A 16683-nucleotide genomic window follows, 5' to 3' on the forward strand; every position below is an offset into this window, starting at 1 on the left:
GAGTTTACTCCCGCGAAACATCGCCGCGTCAAGTAAACGTTAAAACGGGGTGAAAGACATTGGTCAATGCCCTTCACCCCGTGGGTAATTTGGTGGTCTTTGCCCCCAGGAATTTGTTGGCCCTTAAAAGTCGAAGCCCAGTCCCAGCAGGAAGTTTCTGCCGGCCTGTGGGTACATTCCCATGAGTAGGGAGGGCTCATTGTCCGCCCGGAACCGGTAACTCCAGCCGTTGGAGACGTAGAGCTCGTCGGTTAGGTTACGGACCAGGAGGGTGAGCCGGATGCGGGGAGAATCCTCGTTGCCGGTGCGCAGGCCGTAGGCCAGCCGGAAGTCGGCGTAGTAGAAGGCGTCCAGGGCCGCGGCGGGGTCGCCGCTGTTGTCCACGAAGCGTTCCCCAACGTACTTGGCCTGTAGGCCGGCCGTAAGGTCATGACGGGAATTGCGGGGCAGGAAGCTATAGTCTATCGTTAGCGCTCCGGTGACGTTCGGGCTGAAGGCAATCGGGGTATCTTCTCTTTCCACCGCGACCTGCCCCAGATAGTTGAAGTCAGCGTCAAAGTCGTCCAGGAATTCCGTGAAGTTTCGGATACGATTGCGGCTCAGGGTCAGGTTACCGCCCACCGTGAGCTGATCGTTGACGGCCAGGCCTCCCTGTAGCTCCAGCCCCAGGCGGTAGCTTTCGGGAACGTTCGTGCGGATACCGGCCCCCACGTCGTTCAGTTCTCCGGTCAGGACCAACTGGTCCCGGTAGTCCATGTAGTAGAAGTTGGCGCCGTAGTTTAAGCGACCACGCTGCCGCCGCAGGCCGATTTCGGTATTGTAAAGCCGTTCCGGGCGGGGGCGGGAGGACACGGGGTTGTCGACAAAGTCATTCCGGTTAGGTTCCCGCTGGGCTACCCCGAAACTGGCGTAGGCCTGGCCGTCGCCGAAGTCATAGAGCAATCCCGCCTTGGGGTTGAAGAAGGTCAGGCTGGCCGACTGGTCGATGAAGCTGAGGTTCTCGTCCAGGCCCAGGAATTCGTAGTTGACGTTCCGCAGCTGGAGGTCCAGGTAGGCGTTGAATCCACCGCCGAATCCGTAGTTGGTGCGCAGGTAATTGTTGAAGTCCCGCTTGGTGGCGTCGTTGTCGTAGTAGCGGTCACGGATTTCGGAATCGCCGGCGTTGCGGGCCCAGACGACTTCCCCGAAGTGGTCGCCCAGGTATTCGTTTGCCGAACCGCCGAAGGTGAAATCCAAGGTTTCACTGGCGCGGTACCGCAGGCTGTACACCGCTCCGTAGAAGTGGTTATCCAGCCAGCGGCGACGAATCAGGTCACTCGTGGGGACTTCAGCGGTGATGCCGTAGTCGACCAGATCCTCGTCCGCCTTATACTGCTCAAAGTATCCGCGGCCCCGGGTGTAGTGGCCGCTGATGCCCAGTGTCCACCGATCGTTGAAGGCGTTGTTGTAATGCAACTGGTAATGGCGCTGGCCGTAATTATCGGTTTCGTCGTCGTAGGGTTCGCCTTCCTTTTCGGTGCCGGCGGGATTGTACGTCCGGCCAAACTCATCGATCTGATCCTGGGTGACGCCGAACCAGCTTTGGTAAGTGACTTCATTGCCTCCAAAAGCGTTGAATCGCCAGACAGCCCCATTATCGGCTACGTAGGAAAGTCCGGCGTAGTAACCCGTCAGGTCGGCCGAAGCGCGGTCCACGTAGCCGTCGGAGTGAATCTGGCTGTAGCGGGCGTCAATTTTCAGTCCGTTGTCGAGCAGTCCGCTGGTGTAGTTCACCTCCCCGCGGCGCGTGCCGAAGCTACCGATACTGCCGTCGACGCTAAGTCGGCGGCCCTCGTTGATTTCGTTGGTGTTAAAGTCGATGGTGGCACCGAAGGCTCCGGCACCGTTGGTGCTGGTACCGACGCCGCGCTGGATTTGGATGTTGTCCGCCGAACTTGAAAACCCGGGCAGGTTTACCCAGAATACGCCCTGGCTTTCGGAGTCGTTGTAGGGTATCCCGTTGATGGTGATGTTCGTCCGGGTGGGGTCGGATCCCCGGATCCAGATGCCGGTGTAGCCGATGCCCGTCCCGGCGTCGGCGTTAACGACCACGGAAGGCGTCCACTTGAGCAGGTAGGGAGCATCCTGGCCGAGGTTACGCTCGGCGATCTCGGCGCTGGACACCTCGGTGAAGGTGACCGGAGTCTTGGACGTGGCGGCGGTGGCCGTGACGGTGACGGCCTCAAACGGTACCTGGGTTACGGTGCTTTCACCGACAAACTGGATGCCGAGCGGCACATCCTGAAAGAAAGACGAGACCGCAACTTTCCGGGGAGCTCCGTAGCCCGTCATGACGATAAAGCCATTGACATTTTCTCTGGGCACCTCCAAAACGAATGCGCCCCGGGCGTTAGTAACCACTCCCGTCTGGGTGCCCTCCACCGTGACCGACAGTCCCACCAGGGGCTGATCATCAGCGTCGGTTACGGTTCCGGAAATAAGTTTTTGGGCAAAGGCCGTGCTCCCGCACAGCAGCGCCAGTACGGCGCAGAAGATCAATCGCTTCATGGCGAATGTTTTTCCCTTCCCGGCATTACCCGGGCAGGTTCCTGATTAACAAATCAAGGGTATAATCTCAGCCGCCCAGGAATTGGGACAGCACCCCATGTTTCGCCCGCAAAGGTAAAAAAGTTATTGGCAGAAGACTGCTGATCCGGGAAAGATGACTTCCCGCAGAAAATCTAAGTGAAGGATCCCCCGGGCCATAAATTATTTCTCCGATTCGGGTTTCAGGTAGTCCAGACTGTAGACCATGGGAATCAGTCCCGGCATTTGCTTAAGGTGATACTTACCCGGCGCAACTTCCACGGTATCGTGGAAGCAGTCGTAGGGGGAGTAATCGTGTTCCTGAAAAGACTTCAGTTGTAGGCCGGCGTCGATCAGGGCGGTGATGACCTCACTGAGGGGATGATCCCAGCTGACTTCCGTGCCGCCGACCGCTTCGCTACCGTCGGTATAGCTTCCGCTGGCCGCCTCCACGATGGCCTCTTTGGAAAAGTAGGGGTACTTAATGGCCGTACGCTCTTCGTTCCATAGCCACACGAAGGGGTGGAATTCGGCGAAGACGAACTGTCCTCCCGGGCGCAGGAAGCGGGCCACAATGTCCGCCCACCGCTTGATGTCGGGGAGCCAGCCGATGGTGCCGTAGGAGGTGAAGACGATATCGAACGCTTCGTTCAGGTGATCGGGCAGGCTGTACAGATCGCAGTTGATGAAGCGGGACCGGTCGGCAAGTCCTGCCCGTTGGGCCAGGTCATTGGCCGCTTCGATGGCCCGGTCGCTGAGGTCTACGCCGGTCACCTGCGCGCCGCGGCGCGCCAGGGAGAGGGTATCCTGCCCGAAATGACACTGGAGGTGCAGCACCCGCAGGTCCTCCAGATTATCGGGCAGCAGGGCCAGTTCAATGTCTTTGAGGCTGTCTGCTCCGGCGAGCCAACCCTCGACGTCGTAAAAGTCACTGCTCAGGTGGGCCTTTACGCGCTGGTTCCAGGTGTCGCGGTTTATGTCCAGGTAGTTTTCCATTGATGGTGGGGTTATGGGGCGAAAATAGCCAGCGAAGTCAGAAAGTTGCGGGGTCTTTGAGGAAGGCAGGGGATTAAATCCCAATTTTTCTGGCTCCTTACCCTACTTCCCTGGCACCTGCACCCCGTTGCCCAAAAAACCAATCGAATTTCTGGAGCACTGACCGTAGTGGACAAAAGCTACCGCCGGAACCTCACGTTGGACGACCTTTCCAACAAGAGGTGATTCTTTCAGACTAAAATGTTTGTGCAAACCGTTACGGTTTCGGTATTTGCCGACATTAAGTGAATGAGGGATAACTTTAACGCCTCATCCCTACGTGAGCTGTCCGCCTTTTGTGTACATTTGTCACCTTAGTATGGCTCACTACCCCGACTCCAGGATCCCAAAATCTCTAGTTCTGCCCACCATGAAGTTACTCCAGACTTGTTGTTTCGTTTTGTTCTGCGTTCTGGGCTTGCAGGCACAAGACATCCACTTCTCCCAGTTTTACATGTCGCCGTTGAACCTCAATCCGGCCATGACGGGAGTAATGAACTGTAATAGCCGCATTGCGGTGAACTACCGCAGCCAATGGGCTTCCATTCTCGGTAGTAATGCCTTCCAGACCTACAGCGTCAGCTACGACCAGCGGGTAGCCGTTGGCCGCAATGACTTTTTCGGCATTGGCGGAACCTTCTGGGGCGACCGCGCCGGTGAAGCCGATTTTGCCACCACCACGGGTAAGCTCTCCCTGAGTTACAGTAAGAAAATGGGGGGAAGCCGTAACTACGGCAACTACCTGGTGGCCGGTGTTGAGGGCGGTGCCGCCCAGCGGAGCCTGAACTTCCTGGCCCTGCGCTGGGGCACCCAGCACGACGGCGCCGGAGGATTTGACCCCAACGCCGTCAGCGGTGAAAATGGTTTTGACCGCGACCAGTTCCTGTTTGCTGACCTTGCGGCCGGCCTGCTCTGGTTTATGGTATTCGACGAGCACAACAGCCTCTACATCGGCGGTGCCTTCCATCACCTCAACCGCGCCAACCAAAGCTTCGACAGTAACGCCAGTGAGCTGCTCTACAGCCGTTACACCGCCCACGCCGGTGGTGAATTCATGGTTGGCCAGCGTTTCGGCGTCGTACCCGGTGTCATTATGATGACCCAGGGCCCCAGCTTCCAGGTCAACGCAGGTACTAACCTGAAATTCCTCCTGGACGGCGGTCGTAACCGCTCCACCCAATCCTTTCAGGTGGGGGTATGGACGCGCATCAGCAATCGGTATGATTCCAATATCCTGACCGACGCGCTGATTCTGAGTACGCGCTTTGATTACGAAAACTTTGCCCTCGGGTTTAGCTATGATCTGAACACGAGCCAACTGAATACCGCTACCGACGGTAACGGTGGTTTTGAACTGTCCCTGCAGTACAAGATTTGTGGCGGTCAGCGCCGCGGAGTTTACTGTCCTCAGTTCTAACCCAAGCTGTTTTTGCTCCTGCCCTCCCGGGGGTACGCTGCGGGCTCAATTGGCCCGCAAAAAAGTCATCTCAGGAGCCTTGAAATATTCTATCTACGTTCCCAGTTATCCTCTTTCATTCATCATTACACACTCTAAACGAAAAGCATGTTCGGAAATAATAACGGGAAAGACGCAAAGAAAACCGATAGTTCCAGCCGCTCCAGCGCACCAACCGGTGGCGGAGGCGTCAACACCATTGACGCTAAAACCACCATCGAAGGTGATCTGAAGGCAGGAGGCGATATCCGGATCGACGGGACGCTGGTGGGTAACCTGAACTGTCAGGCCAAATTGATCATTGGCCCGAAGGGCCGAATTGAGGGAGACGTGGAATGCGTCAATGCCGTCGTGGAGGGCTCCTTCAAGGGAAACCTTCTGGTCAAGGATATGCTCAACCTTCGCGAGACGGCTAAAGTCAGTGGAGACATCCGCGCCAAGAAGATGGCCGTGATGGCGGGCTGCGAGATCAATGGCACCTGTACGGTAACGGGCAACGCGACGCCTTCGGCGGCGCCATCGTCCCATAAATCTGGCGGTAACCCACTGAAACAAAAGGAGAATGTCGCAGTCAAAGCCTGATCATCCGGGCGAAAAGGGCCGTAACTGGATCAAGTACAGCGGCCTGGCGATGCAACTCATTGTTACAATTCTGGTATTCACCTTTCTGGGTCAATACCTCGACGGTCAACTGGGGACGGATCCCTGGTTGACCGTTGTTTTTAGTCTGGTGGGTGTTGTTGGGGGACTGTATTTGTCGTTGAGGGATTTTTTGTGACCTTCGCAGCCCTAATCGTCATTTGCTATGACCTATCCCCGCTTTTTCCAACTCTTTGCTGCCGCAGCCCTGATTGCCGCCGGTGGTGCCCTGACTTGCCACGCACTGCTTCCACTGGATTATGCCGTGCCGCTAACGGTGGGCATCTTCATTTTACTGTCCCTGCTTTCCCTGGGTATATTCTGGGTAGGGAAACGCACCGCGGCGGCCAAGAACAAATTTCTTTTTGGCAACGCCTTCCTGGGGATTACCATGGTGAAGTTGTTTCTCTGCGGTGGCGTAGCGGCGGCCTACATCTTGTTGGGTGCACCGGAGAATAAGCTCTTCATCATTCCCTTCTTTCTGATCTACCTGACCTTCACGCTGCTGGAGGTGGTGGCCCTGGTGAAAATTGCCGCGGAGACGCCTCCCCCATCGACCGCAACCGGCGAGGAGTAACTTTTGCGTCCTCGTCGGACGCCTTCCCGCCGGGACGGCGGGGGCGTCCGACGAATGTGCCGACGGCCTTCTCCTTTTCGAGCAATGTTTTTGATGGGATGGCGCCCCTTACTTCAGCCCCCTGGATGTGCCGACCATACCGCGGGGGCGTCCGACGAATGTGCCGATGGGCATAACCGCTTCGAGCAATGTTTTGTGATGAGGTAGCGCCCCTTACTTCAGCCCCCTGGAGGTGCCGACCATGCCGCGGGGCATCCAACGAATGCGCCGATGGGCATAACCGCTTCGAGCAATGTTTTGTGATGAGGTAGCGCCCCTTACTTCAGCCCCCTGGAGGTGCCGACCATGCCGCGGGGGCGTCCGACGAATGTGCCGATGGGCATAACCGCTTCGAGCAATGTTTTGTGATGAGGTAGCGCCCCTTACTTCAGCCCCCTGGAGGTGCCGACCATGCCGCGGGGCATCCAACGAATGCGCCGACGACCGTCTCCTTTTCGAGCAATGTTTTGGGATGGAGTGGCAGCCCCTTACTTCCCTCCCATAAATGTCTTTTCCCACGAAACTCGTCGGACGAAGGAATCGCCTTGGGCGATTTTAATTCGTCCGACGAGAGGGGAATGCGGTATTTTCCGGATATGTATTCACCGCACGGCATCTATCACCTTTACAACCAGAGTATCAATTATGAGCCCTTGTTCCGATCGGAAGAAAACTATCACTTCTTCCTCCGGAAAGTTAGGAAGCACCTTATCCCCGTGTGTGACGTTCTATGCTATTGTCTCATGCCAGATCACTTTCACTTTTTGGTGCGCGTGAAATCAGAAGGCATTTCTCTAAGTAGCACAAAAAAGGCTCCGGATGATGGTCAGGGATCTCCGGACAACGTCTATCAGCAGCGTATGAGCCACGAGATAAAGACTATGCTTAGCAGCTACACCAAAGCTTATAACCGTAGATACGCAAGAAGGGGTAGTTTATTTAAGGCCAAGACCAAAGCAAAATTGGCTCATCTTGATTTCATCGAACTGGAAGAAAACAAAAATGATCTAGTGCCCTACGTAGCCCGGTGCTTTCACTACATCCACGCCAATCCGGTTGTGGCCGGCCTGGCGAACCGGGAGGAAGAATGGCCCTTCTCCTCGGCTCAGGACTATTATGGGTTGCGCAACGGAACACTATGCAATCAAGAACTAGCTCGGGAGATTTTAGGGAAGTATATCTAAGCAAGATGCACCTCTGTCGTCGGACGCCTTCCCGCCGGGACGGCGGGGGCGTCCGACGAATGCGCCAATGACCTTCTCCTTTTCAAACAATGTTTTGTGATGGAGTAGCGCCCCTTACTTTAGCCCCCTGGATGTGCCGACCATACCGCGGGGGCGTCCGACGAATGTGCCACTTCAACCCCCTGGATGTGTCGACCATACCGCGGGGGCGTCCGACGAATGCGCCAATGACCTTCCCCTTTTCGAGCAATGTTTTGTGATGGGGTGATGGCCCTTACTTCCTTTCCATAAATGTCTTTTCCCACGAAACTCGTCGGACGAAAGAATCGCCGCGGGCGATTTTAATTCGTCCGACGAGAGACCGAAGATTCCGAGAACCCATTACCTTCGTTTTATGAAATACCTCCTCCCCGTTCTCGTATTGATCTGCATGGCCTGTAATCCGAATACTACGCCAACCGAAACCGACACGGAAGCCGCTTCGGTGGCAGGGGAGGTGATGGCAACGGACACCATTCCCCCGTCGCGGCCGGTGTTGGCCAAAGAAGACACCACGGTCTTCGGTATGCCACCCTACGAGTACCTGACCGGGAAGTTCGACCCCGGGCAGCACCCGGACTTCGTGAAGGTAGCCGCCAGGTACACCGACGGTGATCCCTACCTGCTGCACCGGGAAACCTACGCTGCCTTTGAAAAAATGCACGCTGCGGCCATGGCCGATGGTGTGCAGCTCATCATGGTTTCCGCCACCCGAAATTTCCAGCGACAGCGACAAATTTGGGAAGCCAAATGGAAGGGACAACGCCTGCTGGAAGGCAAGGAAAAAGCCGATGAGGTTTATCCCGATCCGGCCGACCGGGCGCGGGCGATTCTCCGCTACTCCTCCATGCCCGGCACGAGCCGCCATCACTGGGGCACGGACATTGACCTGAACGCGCTGACCAATGAATTCTTTGATGCGGGCAAGGGAAAGGAGGTCTACGACTGGCTCGTTGCACACGCCCACGAATACGGCTTCTGTCAACCCTATACGCCCAAGGGTGCCGACCGACCCTCCGGTTACGAAGAAGAGCGGTGGCACTGGAGTTACCTCCCGCTGGCCACCCAGCTCACTGATTTTGCGGCCAGTGCCCTCAAGGACGAAGACATCAGTGGGTTTGAAGGAGCGGAGGCCGCTCCGCAAATCGGGGTGATCAACAACTACGTTCTGGGGATCAATCCCGACTGCAAAGAGTAATTATCCCAGTGCATTTCCTCTCGCCCCTAAGCCGTCCGGAAGAATTCTTGGGCCGGACGCTTTTTTTGCTGCGGGAACCTAATTATCGGCTTATCTTGTCCCAACAAGATAAATTGGTCTACCCGTATGGAACTCTATGACATCAATCGTCTTCCCCTGATCATCACCCCTAACGAAGCACTCCTTCACTGGGCCATTCAGGAGAATCCGGCACTGGCTAGTGAAGTTGATCCCGAAGACCCCTCGGACCTTTCGATGGTCTTCCTCATTCCGGAATTTGACGATCTGGACGAAGCCGAAGATTGGCTGGAAGAAAACTTCCTCTCAATTTTGGAAAGCTTACTGGAGGAGTGGGTGCCGGACGATAGCAACTGGCCGGACAACCTGGCCTTCAACCACCTCGAAAAATATGCCGACTACAGTTTCGGTAGTGTCGTCATCGATACGGTAGATGCCTCCTATGACGAATAGTCCGGGCCTCCCCCAATAACGCAACAAACAGAAAGCTCCCGGTCAGAACCGACCGGGAGCTTTTTCCGTTGAAGGTATTTACTTTACCTTCGGCACCCGATTCACGGCCGCTCCCGGCAAAAGCTGGCACCTGCACGCCGTTGCCATGAAAATGCCTTGCTGGCCCGTGATCGTCCTCCGCAGCGAGTACCTCAAATCCAAAACCCGCCCCGATTACCAATGACTTATCAACGCCCTCCTGAAGATATTGCTCGGCTGGTAAACCTCAAGCCCGATCCGCTCATGTTGTTTGGGCCGGACCGGAACCTCATTCTCATGGCGGACCGGCCGATGTACCCCACCATCGAGGAGCTGAAGGAACCCAAGTTGAAACTGGCGGGTCGAAAGATCAACCCGGATACCTTTACCCCCTTCGGTGCCCGGGGGTACTTCAACCCCCGCATTCGGAACCTGACGACCCTAGAGGACCGCCCCCTGCTCGGACTCCCCGACGACGCTAACTTTCGGTATTTCACCTGGTCGCCTAAAGGCACCCGGCTGGCTTTTTGCATCGCCACGCCCACCGGACTTCAGTTATGGACCTGTCGGGAAGAGGATTTGCGGTGTACGCCGGTGGGTGCCGCGGACCTGAACAACAGTCTGGGCGGAATGCCCTACGATTTTGTGGGGGAAGATTTTTTCGTCATCAAGCGTCGCCTCCAGGGCGTTGACGCTCCGGCTCCCGAACGGCCCGTCCTTGGTCCCAACGTTCAGGACACAAGTGGTAAGGAGGGCAGTAACCGCACCTACACCAATTTGCTCCAGAGCCAGCACGACGTGGACCTCTTCCGGCACTACGCTTCTGGGCAGCTTTTCATGCACGACATCGAGGCCGGAGCGGAACGTCCGTGGGCCAAACCGGGCATCATTGCCGGGCTGGCCGGCTCGCCGGATAGCCAGTACTTTTTGGCTACGTACGTGGAGGAACCCTTCAGTTTTAGCGTCCCCTACGAGAAATTTGCCGACCGCATCGTTATCCTGGATCGGGATGGCCGGGAGGTCATTGAGCTGGCGAACCGCCCCGCCGCCGAGCACCTGCCGCCCGCCTTTGGGTCCGTCATCACCGACCGCCGGCGCTTTACCTGGCGGAGCGACCATCCGGCCCAGATTTTCTGGACCGAGGCCCAGGACGGTGGAGACCCCCGGCAGGATGTCGAGTATCGGGAGCAACTGTACTCTCTGACTGCGCCCTTCACCGGTGAACCGGAGAAAAGTATTCGTCTGGAGATGCGTTATGGCGCGGTGCGCTGGTGCCGTGAAGACCTGGCCATCATTGTCGACTGGGAATGGAAAAGCCGACGGCAGGTGACCCGCCGGTGGTGGCCCGATGATCCTACGCGCAGCCCGGAAATCATTCATGACCACAATTGGGAAGACAACTACAACGATCCGGGGTCTTTTGTCTCCATCACCCTACCGAGTGACCACGTAGTCCTCCTGACCCGTAACGAGGGCCGGGAATTGGTGTTGACCGGATCGGGGCACGGCCCCGAAGGATCACAGCCCTTCATCGACGCCTACGACCTGGAGTCGGGAGCAACGCGTCGCTTATGGCAGTCTACCCCACCCCTCTACGAGCGGGCCCTGTTTTTTCTGGACGAAGATCCCGACTGGTTCATCCTCGCCCGGGAACAGCTCACGGAACGGCCAAACTACTTTTTGCGACACCTCGACACTGGAGAAGAAATACAGCTCACCAATTTTGAGCACCCCTACCCTCACCTGAGGGACGCCAACTACGAAAAGGTCAATTATACCCGGGAAGATGGCGTACAACTAAGCGGCGACCTGCACACCCCCAAAGGATGGCGGGCCGGTCAGGACCAACCGCTGCCCATCCTGATGTGGGCCTACCCCCAGGAATATAAGGACGCTGACAAGGCCGGACAGGTGCTGAGTAGTCCGCACCAGTTCACGCGGATCAGTCCGCTGTCTCCCCTCCCCTTCCTGGCCGCCGGCTTTGCCGTATTCGACGATTTTGCGATGCCCATCGTGGGCGAAGGTGATGAGGAACCCAACGAAACCTTCATCGAGCAGGTGCAGATGAACGCCCAGGCTGCGGTCGACACGCTGGTGAAGATGGGCGTCGCGGACCCCAACCGCATCTACGTTGGCGGCCACAGCTACGGGGCCTTCATGACCGCCCACCTGCTGGCCCATACGGACCTTTTCGCCGGAGGAATTGCGCGCTCCGGCGCCTACAACCGCACCCTGACGCCCTTTGGTTTCCAGGCCGAAGAACGCTCCTTCTGGGAGGTGCCCGATACGTACATCAAGCTCAGCCCCTTCGTGCACGCCGATAAGATTAATGCCCCGCTGCTGCTGATCCACGGAGAGGAAGACTCCAACAGCGGCACCTATCCCGTGCAGAGCAAGCGTATGTTTGCGGCCCTGAACTCCCTGGGTAAAACCGCTCGACTGGTGCTGCTCCCCTACGAAGACCACGGCTACGCCGCCGAAGAAAGCATTCTGCACATGCTGTGGGAGATGGGTAGGTGGATGGAGTACGAGGGACCATCCAAATAACCGACATTTTCCCGTAAAGGGGTAGCGTTTAAGGAATGCTCAGGATCAGTTTGCGGTACATTTCGATGGGCATCATGCCCATGGCTTTCCGACGCACATTCAGATTTTCCGGGTCTTCGGTTTCGGCTAATTCGGCTACTCCGTTGACCGGATCAACCTTAGCAAACTGTGAACCATAACGCTGGGGCAAATTGCTGTTTACCTGAATACGATCGTAGAGGTAGGCATAGTCCTTACGCTCCAAATCACCCGCAGCGACGGCCGCTTCCACCAGAGGGAGCTGATCTCGCTGCCAGTCGGGATCGCGGTCTGCGTGCTGAATAACCATGAAAGCCCCCCGCATGGCCTCTTGTCCCACCAATTTGACCGTAGGGAATCCATATTCCTTAATGATGTTCGCCAGCCGCTCCCGATTGACCAGGTCAACGTCCAGCATTCCTCTTGCAATCAGTCCACTATCGGGACGGACCTCATATTCCTCCATGACGTCTTGCATTACGTTTCCCCGCACGGCCTGGTCGTTAAGGTACATCTGAACCAGTGCTTTGGACAGCAGGCTGTCCGCCGGCGCTGACACCGTGTACTCCGCGCAAAACGGGGCCTTCCGGAGGGAATTTGACCGGCAAATCTGACGCTTGACGTCCTCCGAGAGTCCGTCAAAAAGTACTGCTACTTCCTCGTCCCGCCCCTGCCTGCTCAGACTAATTAGCCCCACGGACAGAAACTGGGGTTCAATATCGTTGCTCAGCGTACGAAGGGAATCAAACTGTTCGGCGGCAAGGGCGTGGCGGTCTTGCATCAAATTAAAGGTCATACGCCAGCCCAGGTACCAGGAATCCATCGGAGCATCATTTCGGGAGCAGCTGAACAGAGAAAAGACCAGACAGCATGAAAGAAAAAACTTCATGTTAATAGAATTGGGGAGAGCGAAAAAAAAGCATAAAAACCGGTTGGGCAATGTATGTTACCCCATTTTGCCTCACGTGGAGTGGAAGATAGTCCGATCATTTGTTCGTTGAGGAATGAATTATGCAAATTTGCCCCTTCGCCGTACGGCAGGCCAACCTATGTCTTCCTGGTTGGTTACCAATTATCTTTACCGCCCCCAAAATCCGGTTTAATGGTTTCCTCCTCTCTAGTGGATCTCTTTCGTGAACGTATTCTGGTACTGGATGGCGCCATGGGCAGCCTGATCCAGGGCTACGGTCTCACCGAAAAAGACTATCGAAAGGGCTACTTCGAAGACCATCCCAGTGATCTAAAGGGCAACCACGACTTGCTCGTCCTGACCCGGCCAGACGTCATCGGCCAAATTCACCGACAGTACCTGGAAGCCGGAGCAGACCTGATTGAGACCAACACCTTTTCCGGCACCAGCATCGCCCAGGAAGATTACGGCACCCAGGAAATCGTGTACGAGATGAACGTAGCGGCCGCCCGGGTTGCCCGGGAAGCTGCTGATGAATACACGGCAAAAAACCCCAGTAAACCCCGTTTCGTGGCCGGGGCCGTGGGCCCCACCAATCGAACCCTTTCCATCAGTCCCGACGTCAACAATCCGGGTTTTCGCGCCGTGACCTTCACCGAACTGGCCGATGCCTACTACACCCAGATCAGGGGCTTGGCCGACGGTGGCGCCGACCTGATTTTGATCGAAACCATCTTCGATACCCTCAACGCCAAGGCAGCACTCTTTGCACTGGAGCGGGTGCGGGGAGAAATCAACCGGGAACTTCCCGTCATGATTTCCGGCACCATTACGGACGCCAGTGGACGGACGCTCAGCGGACAAACGGTGGAAGCCTTCTACATCTCCGTGGCGCACGCCAACCCCCTGTGCGTCGGGCTCAACTGCGCCCTCGGGGCGCAGGAGATGCGGGCCCACCTGGCGGCCCTGAGCAAGGTAGCCAACTGCAACGTCCACGCCTACCCCAATGCCGGGCTGCCCAACGAAATGGGTGAGTACGATCAGGGGGCCGACGAAATGCAGTCCTACATCCGTGACTTCGCCGCCAGCGGTTTTGTCAACCTCATCGGGGGGTGCTGCGGTACCACCCCGGAACACATTCGTCAAATGGCCCTCGCGGTGGAGGGAGTTGCCCCAAGGGACATTCCCGAATTACCCCGGTACACCCGGCTCTCTGGCCTGGAACCGCTGGAAATTCGCCCCGAGACCAATTTCGTCAACGTAGGGGAACGGACTAACGTAACGGGGTCACGGAAATTTGCCCGCCTGATCAAATCTGACGACTACGAAACGGCGCTGGACGTTGCCCGTGACCAGGTGGAAGGCGGCGCTCAGGTGATCGACGTAAACATGGACGAAGGGCTGCTGGATTCGAAAGAGGCCATGGTCAAATTCCTCAACCTCGTCATGGCCGAGCCCGACATTGCGAAACTGCCCATCATGATTGACAGCTCCAAATGGGAGGTCATCGAAGCGGGGCTGCAATGCGTCCAGGGAAAATGCATCGTCAATTCCATCAGCCTGAAGGAGGGAGAAGACGAATTTCTTCGTCAGGCACGCCTCGTGCGGCAATACGGTGCCGCGGCCGTCGTGATGGCCTTCGACGAAACCGGGCAAGCCGACACCATCGATCGGAAGGTGGAAATTTGTCAGCGCGCCTATAAGCTACTGGTAGAACAAGCCAATTTCCCCCCCGAGGATATCATTTTCGATCCCAATATTTTTGCCGTGGCCACGGGGATCGACGAGCACAACAATTATGGCGTCGACTTCATCGAAGCCACCAGAACGATCAAGGCGACCTGTCCGGGCGCCAAGGTAAGCGGCGGGGTCAGCAACGTTAGTTTTTCCTTCCGGGGGAACAACGTAGTACGCGAAGCCATGCACTCCGCCTTTCTGTACCACGCCATCCGTGCCGGAATGGACATGGGCATCGTCAATGCCGGACTCATTGAGGTCTACGAGGATATCCCCGACGATCTGCTTGTCCGGGTGGAGGACGTGCTGCTCAACCGCCGTCCGGACGCTACGGAGCGCCTGACGGACTTTGCCGAGAGCGTCCGCGATGCCGGTGGCCGTTCGGTCACCAAAGACCTTGCCTGGCGGGAAAGCACCGTGGAAGAAAGACTGCGACACAGCCTGGTGCGAGGAATTACGGAATTCATTACCGAGGATACCGAAGAGGCGCGTCAAAAATACCCACGTCCACTGCACGTCATTGAAGGCCCCCTGATGGACGGCATGAACGTGGTGGGAGACCTCTTTGGCTCCGGCAAAATGTTTCTCCCCCAGGTGGTAAAAAGCGCCCGGGTGATGAAACAGGCGGTGGCGTATTTGCAGCCGTTTATTGAGGCAGAACGGGAATCCCTCTCCCCCAACCCCCGTCCGACAGGCCATCAGGCCGGGCGGGCCTCTCCAGACGCGCCCGAGGCGCTGGAGAGGGGAGCACAAAGTTCCTCCCAACGCCACTACAAGGGCACCATCCTCCTGGCCACGGTTAAGGGCGACGTTCACGACATCGGTAAAAATATCGTGGGCGTTGTGCTGGCCTGCAACAACTATGAAATCATCGACCTGGGGGTCATGGTGCCCGCCAACAAGATTCTTGACGAAGCCCAGCGAGTGGGCGCCGACATCATCGGACTAAGCGGGCTCATCACCCCTTCCCTCGACGAGATGGTCACCGTCGCCACGGAAATGGAGCGCCGCGGTATGACTACTCCCCTGCTGATCGGTGGCGCAACCACCAGCAAGACGCACACCGCGCTGAAGGTTCAGCCCGCCTACACCGGTGGCCCCACGGTGCACGTGCTCGATGCCAGTCGGGCGGTTACCGTAGCGGGTAAATTACTGGATGGCACGACGGCAGATCAGGAAGCCTATGGCCAACAAATTGCGGAAGAATACGAACGGGTTCGGGAACACCGGGCGCGCCAAAAGGGTGGGAAAAAATTCCTTTCCATTCAGGACGCCCGGGCTAACCAGCTCCAACTAAACTGGGCCGATTATACCCCGCCAAAGCCAACCTTCCTCGGCACCAAAGTTTTTGGAGACTATCCCCTGGAGGAACTGGTCGATTATATTGACTGGACGCCCTTCTTCAGCAGCTGGGGGCTTGCGGGTAAATTCCCGGCCATCCTAACCGACGAAGTGGTGGGGGCGGAAGCGACAAAACTCTACCACGAAGCCCGGGAAATGCTTACGACCCTCGTCCGCGAGCAGTGGCTACGGGCAAGGGCGGTGATTGGATTTTTTCCCGCTAACGGGGACGCGGCTACCGACACCATCGAGGTCTATGCGGATGAGGCGCGAGCGCAGGTGCAAAGTTCTCTGTTTCACCTTCGGCAGCAGGCCAAAAAGGCTGCCGGTCGTCCCAACCTCTCCCTCGTGGATTACCTCGCACCCACCGGCAGCGGACTACCGGATTATCTGGGGGGATTTGCCGTCACGGCGGGCATTGGCATCGAGGAACATCTCGCTCGTTTTGAGGCCGCCCACGATGACTACAGTGCCATCATGCTCAAGGCCCTGGCCGATCGGCTGGCCGAAGCCTTCGCCGAACGGATGCACGAGCGGGTGCGGAAGGAATTCTGGGCCTACGCCCCGGAGGAAACGCTGGAAAACGAGTCCCTGATCGCCGAGCAGTATCGGGGAATCCGACCAGCACCCGGCTACCCGGCCTGTCCGGAACACAGCGAAAAGGTGAAACTCTGGGAATTGCTGGACGTCAAAGCAACCACCGGCATCGAGCTCACCGAAAGCATGGCCATGTACCCCGCCAGTAGCGTAAGTGGGTGGTACCTCAGTCACCCGGAAGCGAAATACTTCACCGTCCGGGGAATTCAGGAAGATCAGGCGGCCGACTACGCCGAGCGCAAGCAATGGGACGAGGAAACCGCCAGCCGTTGGCTGGCCGCCATCAAGGGGTAAACTATCCCCCGGCGGAAA

Annotated in this window: 12 protein-coding genes; 9 read left to right on the top strand and 3 right to left on the bottom strand. The window is 57.2% G+C overall.

Annotated features, from left to right (window positions below):
- Positions 1-123 precede the first annotated feature (123 nt).
- Positions 124-2547 (bottom strand): TonB-dependent receptor, encoded by a 2424-nt coding sequence (locus E1J53_RS04325; protein ID WP_134271328.1) that lies wholly within the window; start codon positions 2545-2547, stop codon positions 124-126.
- Between the two features lie 201 nt (positions 2548-2748).
- Entirely contained in the window at positions 2749-3561 is an 813-nt protein-coding gene (locus E1J53_RS04330; protein WP_134271327.1) for a bifunctional 2-polyprenyl-6-hydroxyphenol methylase/3-demethylubiquinol 3-O-methyltransferase UbiG, read from the bottom strand.
- A gap of 409 nt (positions 3562-3970) precedes the next feature.
- Between E1J53_RS04330 and E1J53_RS04335 the strand changes: the two genes are divergently transcribed.
- The 8 genes from E1J53_RS04335 to E1J53_RS04370 all read left to right on the top strand — a co-directional run bounded on the left by E1J53_RS04335 (position 3971) and on the right by E1J53_RS04370 (position 11768).
- Entirely contained in the window at positions 3971-5017 is a 1047-nt protein-coding gene (locus tag E1J53_RS04335) for a PorP/SprF family type IX secretion system membrane protein (protein ID WP_134271326.1), read from the top strand.
- 147 nt (positions 5018-5164) lie between these two features.
- Positions 5165-5638, top strand: a complete 474-nt coding sequence (locus tag E1J53_RS04340; protein ID WP_134271325.1) for a polymer-forming cytoskeletal protein — start codon at positions 5165-5167, stop codon at positions 5636-5638.
- Positions 5619-5834 carry an AtpZ/AtpI family protein gene (locus E1J53_RS04345; RefSeq protein ID WP_134271324.1) on the top strand — a complete coding sequence of 72 codons (216 nt, stop codon included), beginning with the start codon at positions 5619-5621 and terminating at the stop codon, positions 5832-5834. The genes E1J53_RS04340 and E1J53_RS04345 overlap by 20 nt, the downstream gene beginning before the upstream one ends.
- A gap of 27 nt (positions 5835-5861) precedes the next feature.
- Positions 5862-6272 carry a hypothetical protein gene (locus E1J53_RS04350; RefSeq protein WP_134271323.1) on the top strand — a complete coding sequence of 137 codons (411 nt, stop codon included), beginning with the start codon at positions 5862-5864 and terminating at the stop codon, positions 6270-6272.
- Positions 6273-7054: 782 nt separating this feature from the next.
- Complete coding sequence (locus E1J53_RS04355; RefSeq protein WP_134271322.1) at positions 7055-7495, top strand: hypothetical protein; 441 nt, start codon at positions 7055-7057, stop codon at positions 7493-7495.
- Positions 7496-7889: 394 nt separating this feature from the next.
- Complete coding sequence (locus tag E1J53_RS04360; RefSeq protein ID WP_134271321.1) at positions 7890-8732, top strand: M15 family metallopeptidase; 843 nt, start codon at positions 7890-7892, stop codon at positions 8730-8732.
- Positions 8733-8858: 126 nt separating this feature from the next.
- Positions 8859-9203 (top strand): hypothetical protein, encoded by a 345-nt coding sequence (locus E1J53_RS04365; RefSeq protein WP_134271320.1) that lies wholly within the window; start codon positions 8859-8861, stop codon positions 9201-9203.
- A 219-nt stretch (positions 9204-9422) separates the two neighbouring features.
- Positions 9423-11768, top strand: a complete 2346-nt coding sequence (locus tag E1J53_RS04370) for a S9 family peptidase (protein WP_134271319.1) — start codon at positions 9423-9425, stop codon at positions 11766-11768.
- A 28-nt stretch (positions 11769-11796) separates the two neighbouring features.
- On the opposite strand, the gene E1J53_RS04375 is transcribed toward E1J53_RS04370, so the two are convergent.
- The gene (locus E1J53_RS04375) at positions 11797-12675 is read right to left on the bottom strand and encodes a DUF6624 domain-containing protein (protein WP_134271318.1); all 879 of its coding nucleotides are present in this window, start codon (positions 12673-12675) and stop codon (positions 11797-11799) included.
- Between the two features lie 213 nt (positions 12676-12888).
- On the opposite strand from E1J53_RS04375, the gene metH reads away from it, so the two are divergent.
- Positions 12889-16665 (top strand): methionine synthase, encoded by a 3777-nt coding sequence (gene metH, locus E1J53_RS04380; protein WP_134271317.1) that lies wholly within the window; start codon positions 12889-12891, stop codon positions 16663-16665.
- Positions 16666-16683 lie beyond the last annotated feature (18 nt).

The sequence above is a fragment of the Lewinella sp. W8 genome, from assembly GCF_004375085.3.
GTDB lineage: Bacteria > Bacteroidota > Bacteroidia > Chitinophagales > Saprospiraceae > Neolewinella.

Bases quoted from the DNA above. Each gene is read 5' to 3' on its own strand.
- E1J53_RS04345 (WP_134271324.1), top strand. From the start codon at position 5,619: ATGTCGCAGTCAAAGCCTGATCATCCGGGCGAAAAGGGCCGTAACTGG.
- E1J53_RS04355 (WP_134271322.1), top strand. From the start codon at position 7,055: ATGCCAGATCACTTTCACTTTTTGGTGCGCGTGAAATCAGAAGGCATT.
- E1J53_RS04330 (WP_134271327.1), bottom strand. From the start codon at position 3,561: ATGGAAAACTACCTGGACATAAACCGCGACACCTGGAACCAGCGCGTA.
- E1J53_RS04335 (WP_134271326.1), top strand. From the start codon at position 3,971: ATGAAGTTACTCCAGACTTGTTGTTTCGTTTTGTTCTGCGTTCTGGGC.
- E1J53_RS04375 (WP_134271318.1), bottom strand. From the start codon at position 12,675: ATGAAGTTTTTTCTTTCATGCTGTCTGGTCTTTTCTCTGTTCAGCTGC.
- E1J53_RS04365 (WP_134271320.1), top strand. From the start codon at position 8,859: ATGGAACTCTATGACATCAATCGTCTTCCCCTGATCATCACCCCTAAC.
- E1J53_RS04340 (WP_134271325.1), top strand. From the start codon at position 5,165: ATGTTCGGAAATAATAACGGGAAAGACGCAAAGAAAACCGATAGTTCC.
- E1J53_RS04325 (WP_134271328.1), bottom strand. From the start codon at position 2,547: ATGAAGCGATTGATCTTCTGCGCCGTACTGGCGCTGCTGTGCGGGAGC.
- E1J53_RS04370 (WP_134271319.1), top strand. From the start codon at position 9,423: ATGACTTATCAACGCCCTCCTGAAGATATTGCTCGGCTGGTAAACCTC.
- E1J53_RS04360 (WP_134271321.1), top strand. From the start codon at position 7,890: ATGAAATACCTCCTCCCCGTTCTCGTATTGATCTGCATGGCCTGTAAT.
- metH (WP_134271317.1), top strand. From the start codon at position 12,889: ATGGTTTCCTCCTCTCTAGTGGATCTCTTTCGTGAACGTATTCTGGTA.
- E1J53_RS04350 (WP_134271323.1), top strand. From the start codon at position 5,862: ATGACCTATCCCCGCTTTTTCCAACTCTTTGCTGCCGCAGCCCTGATT.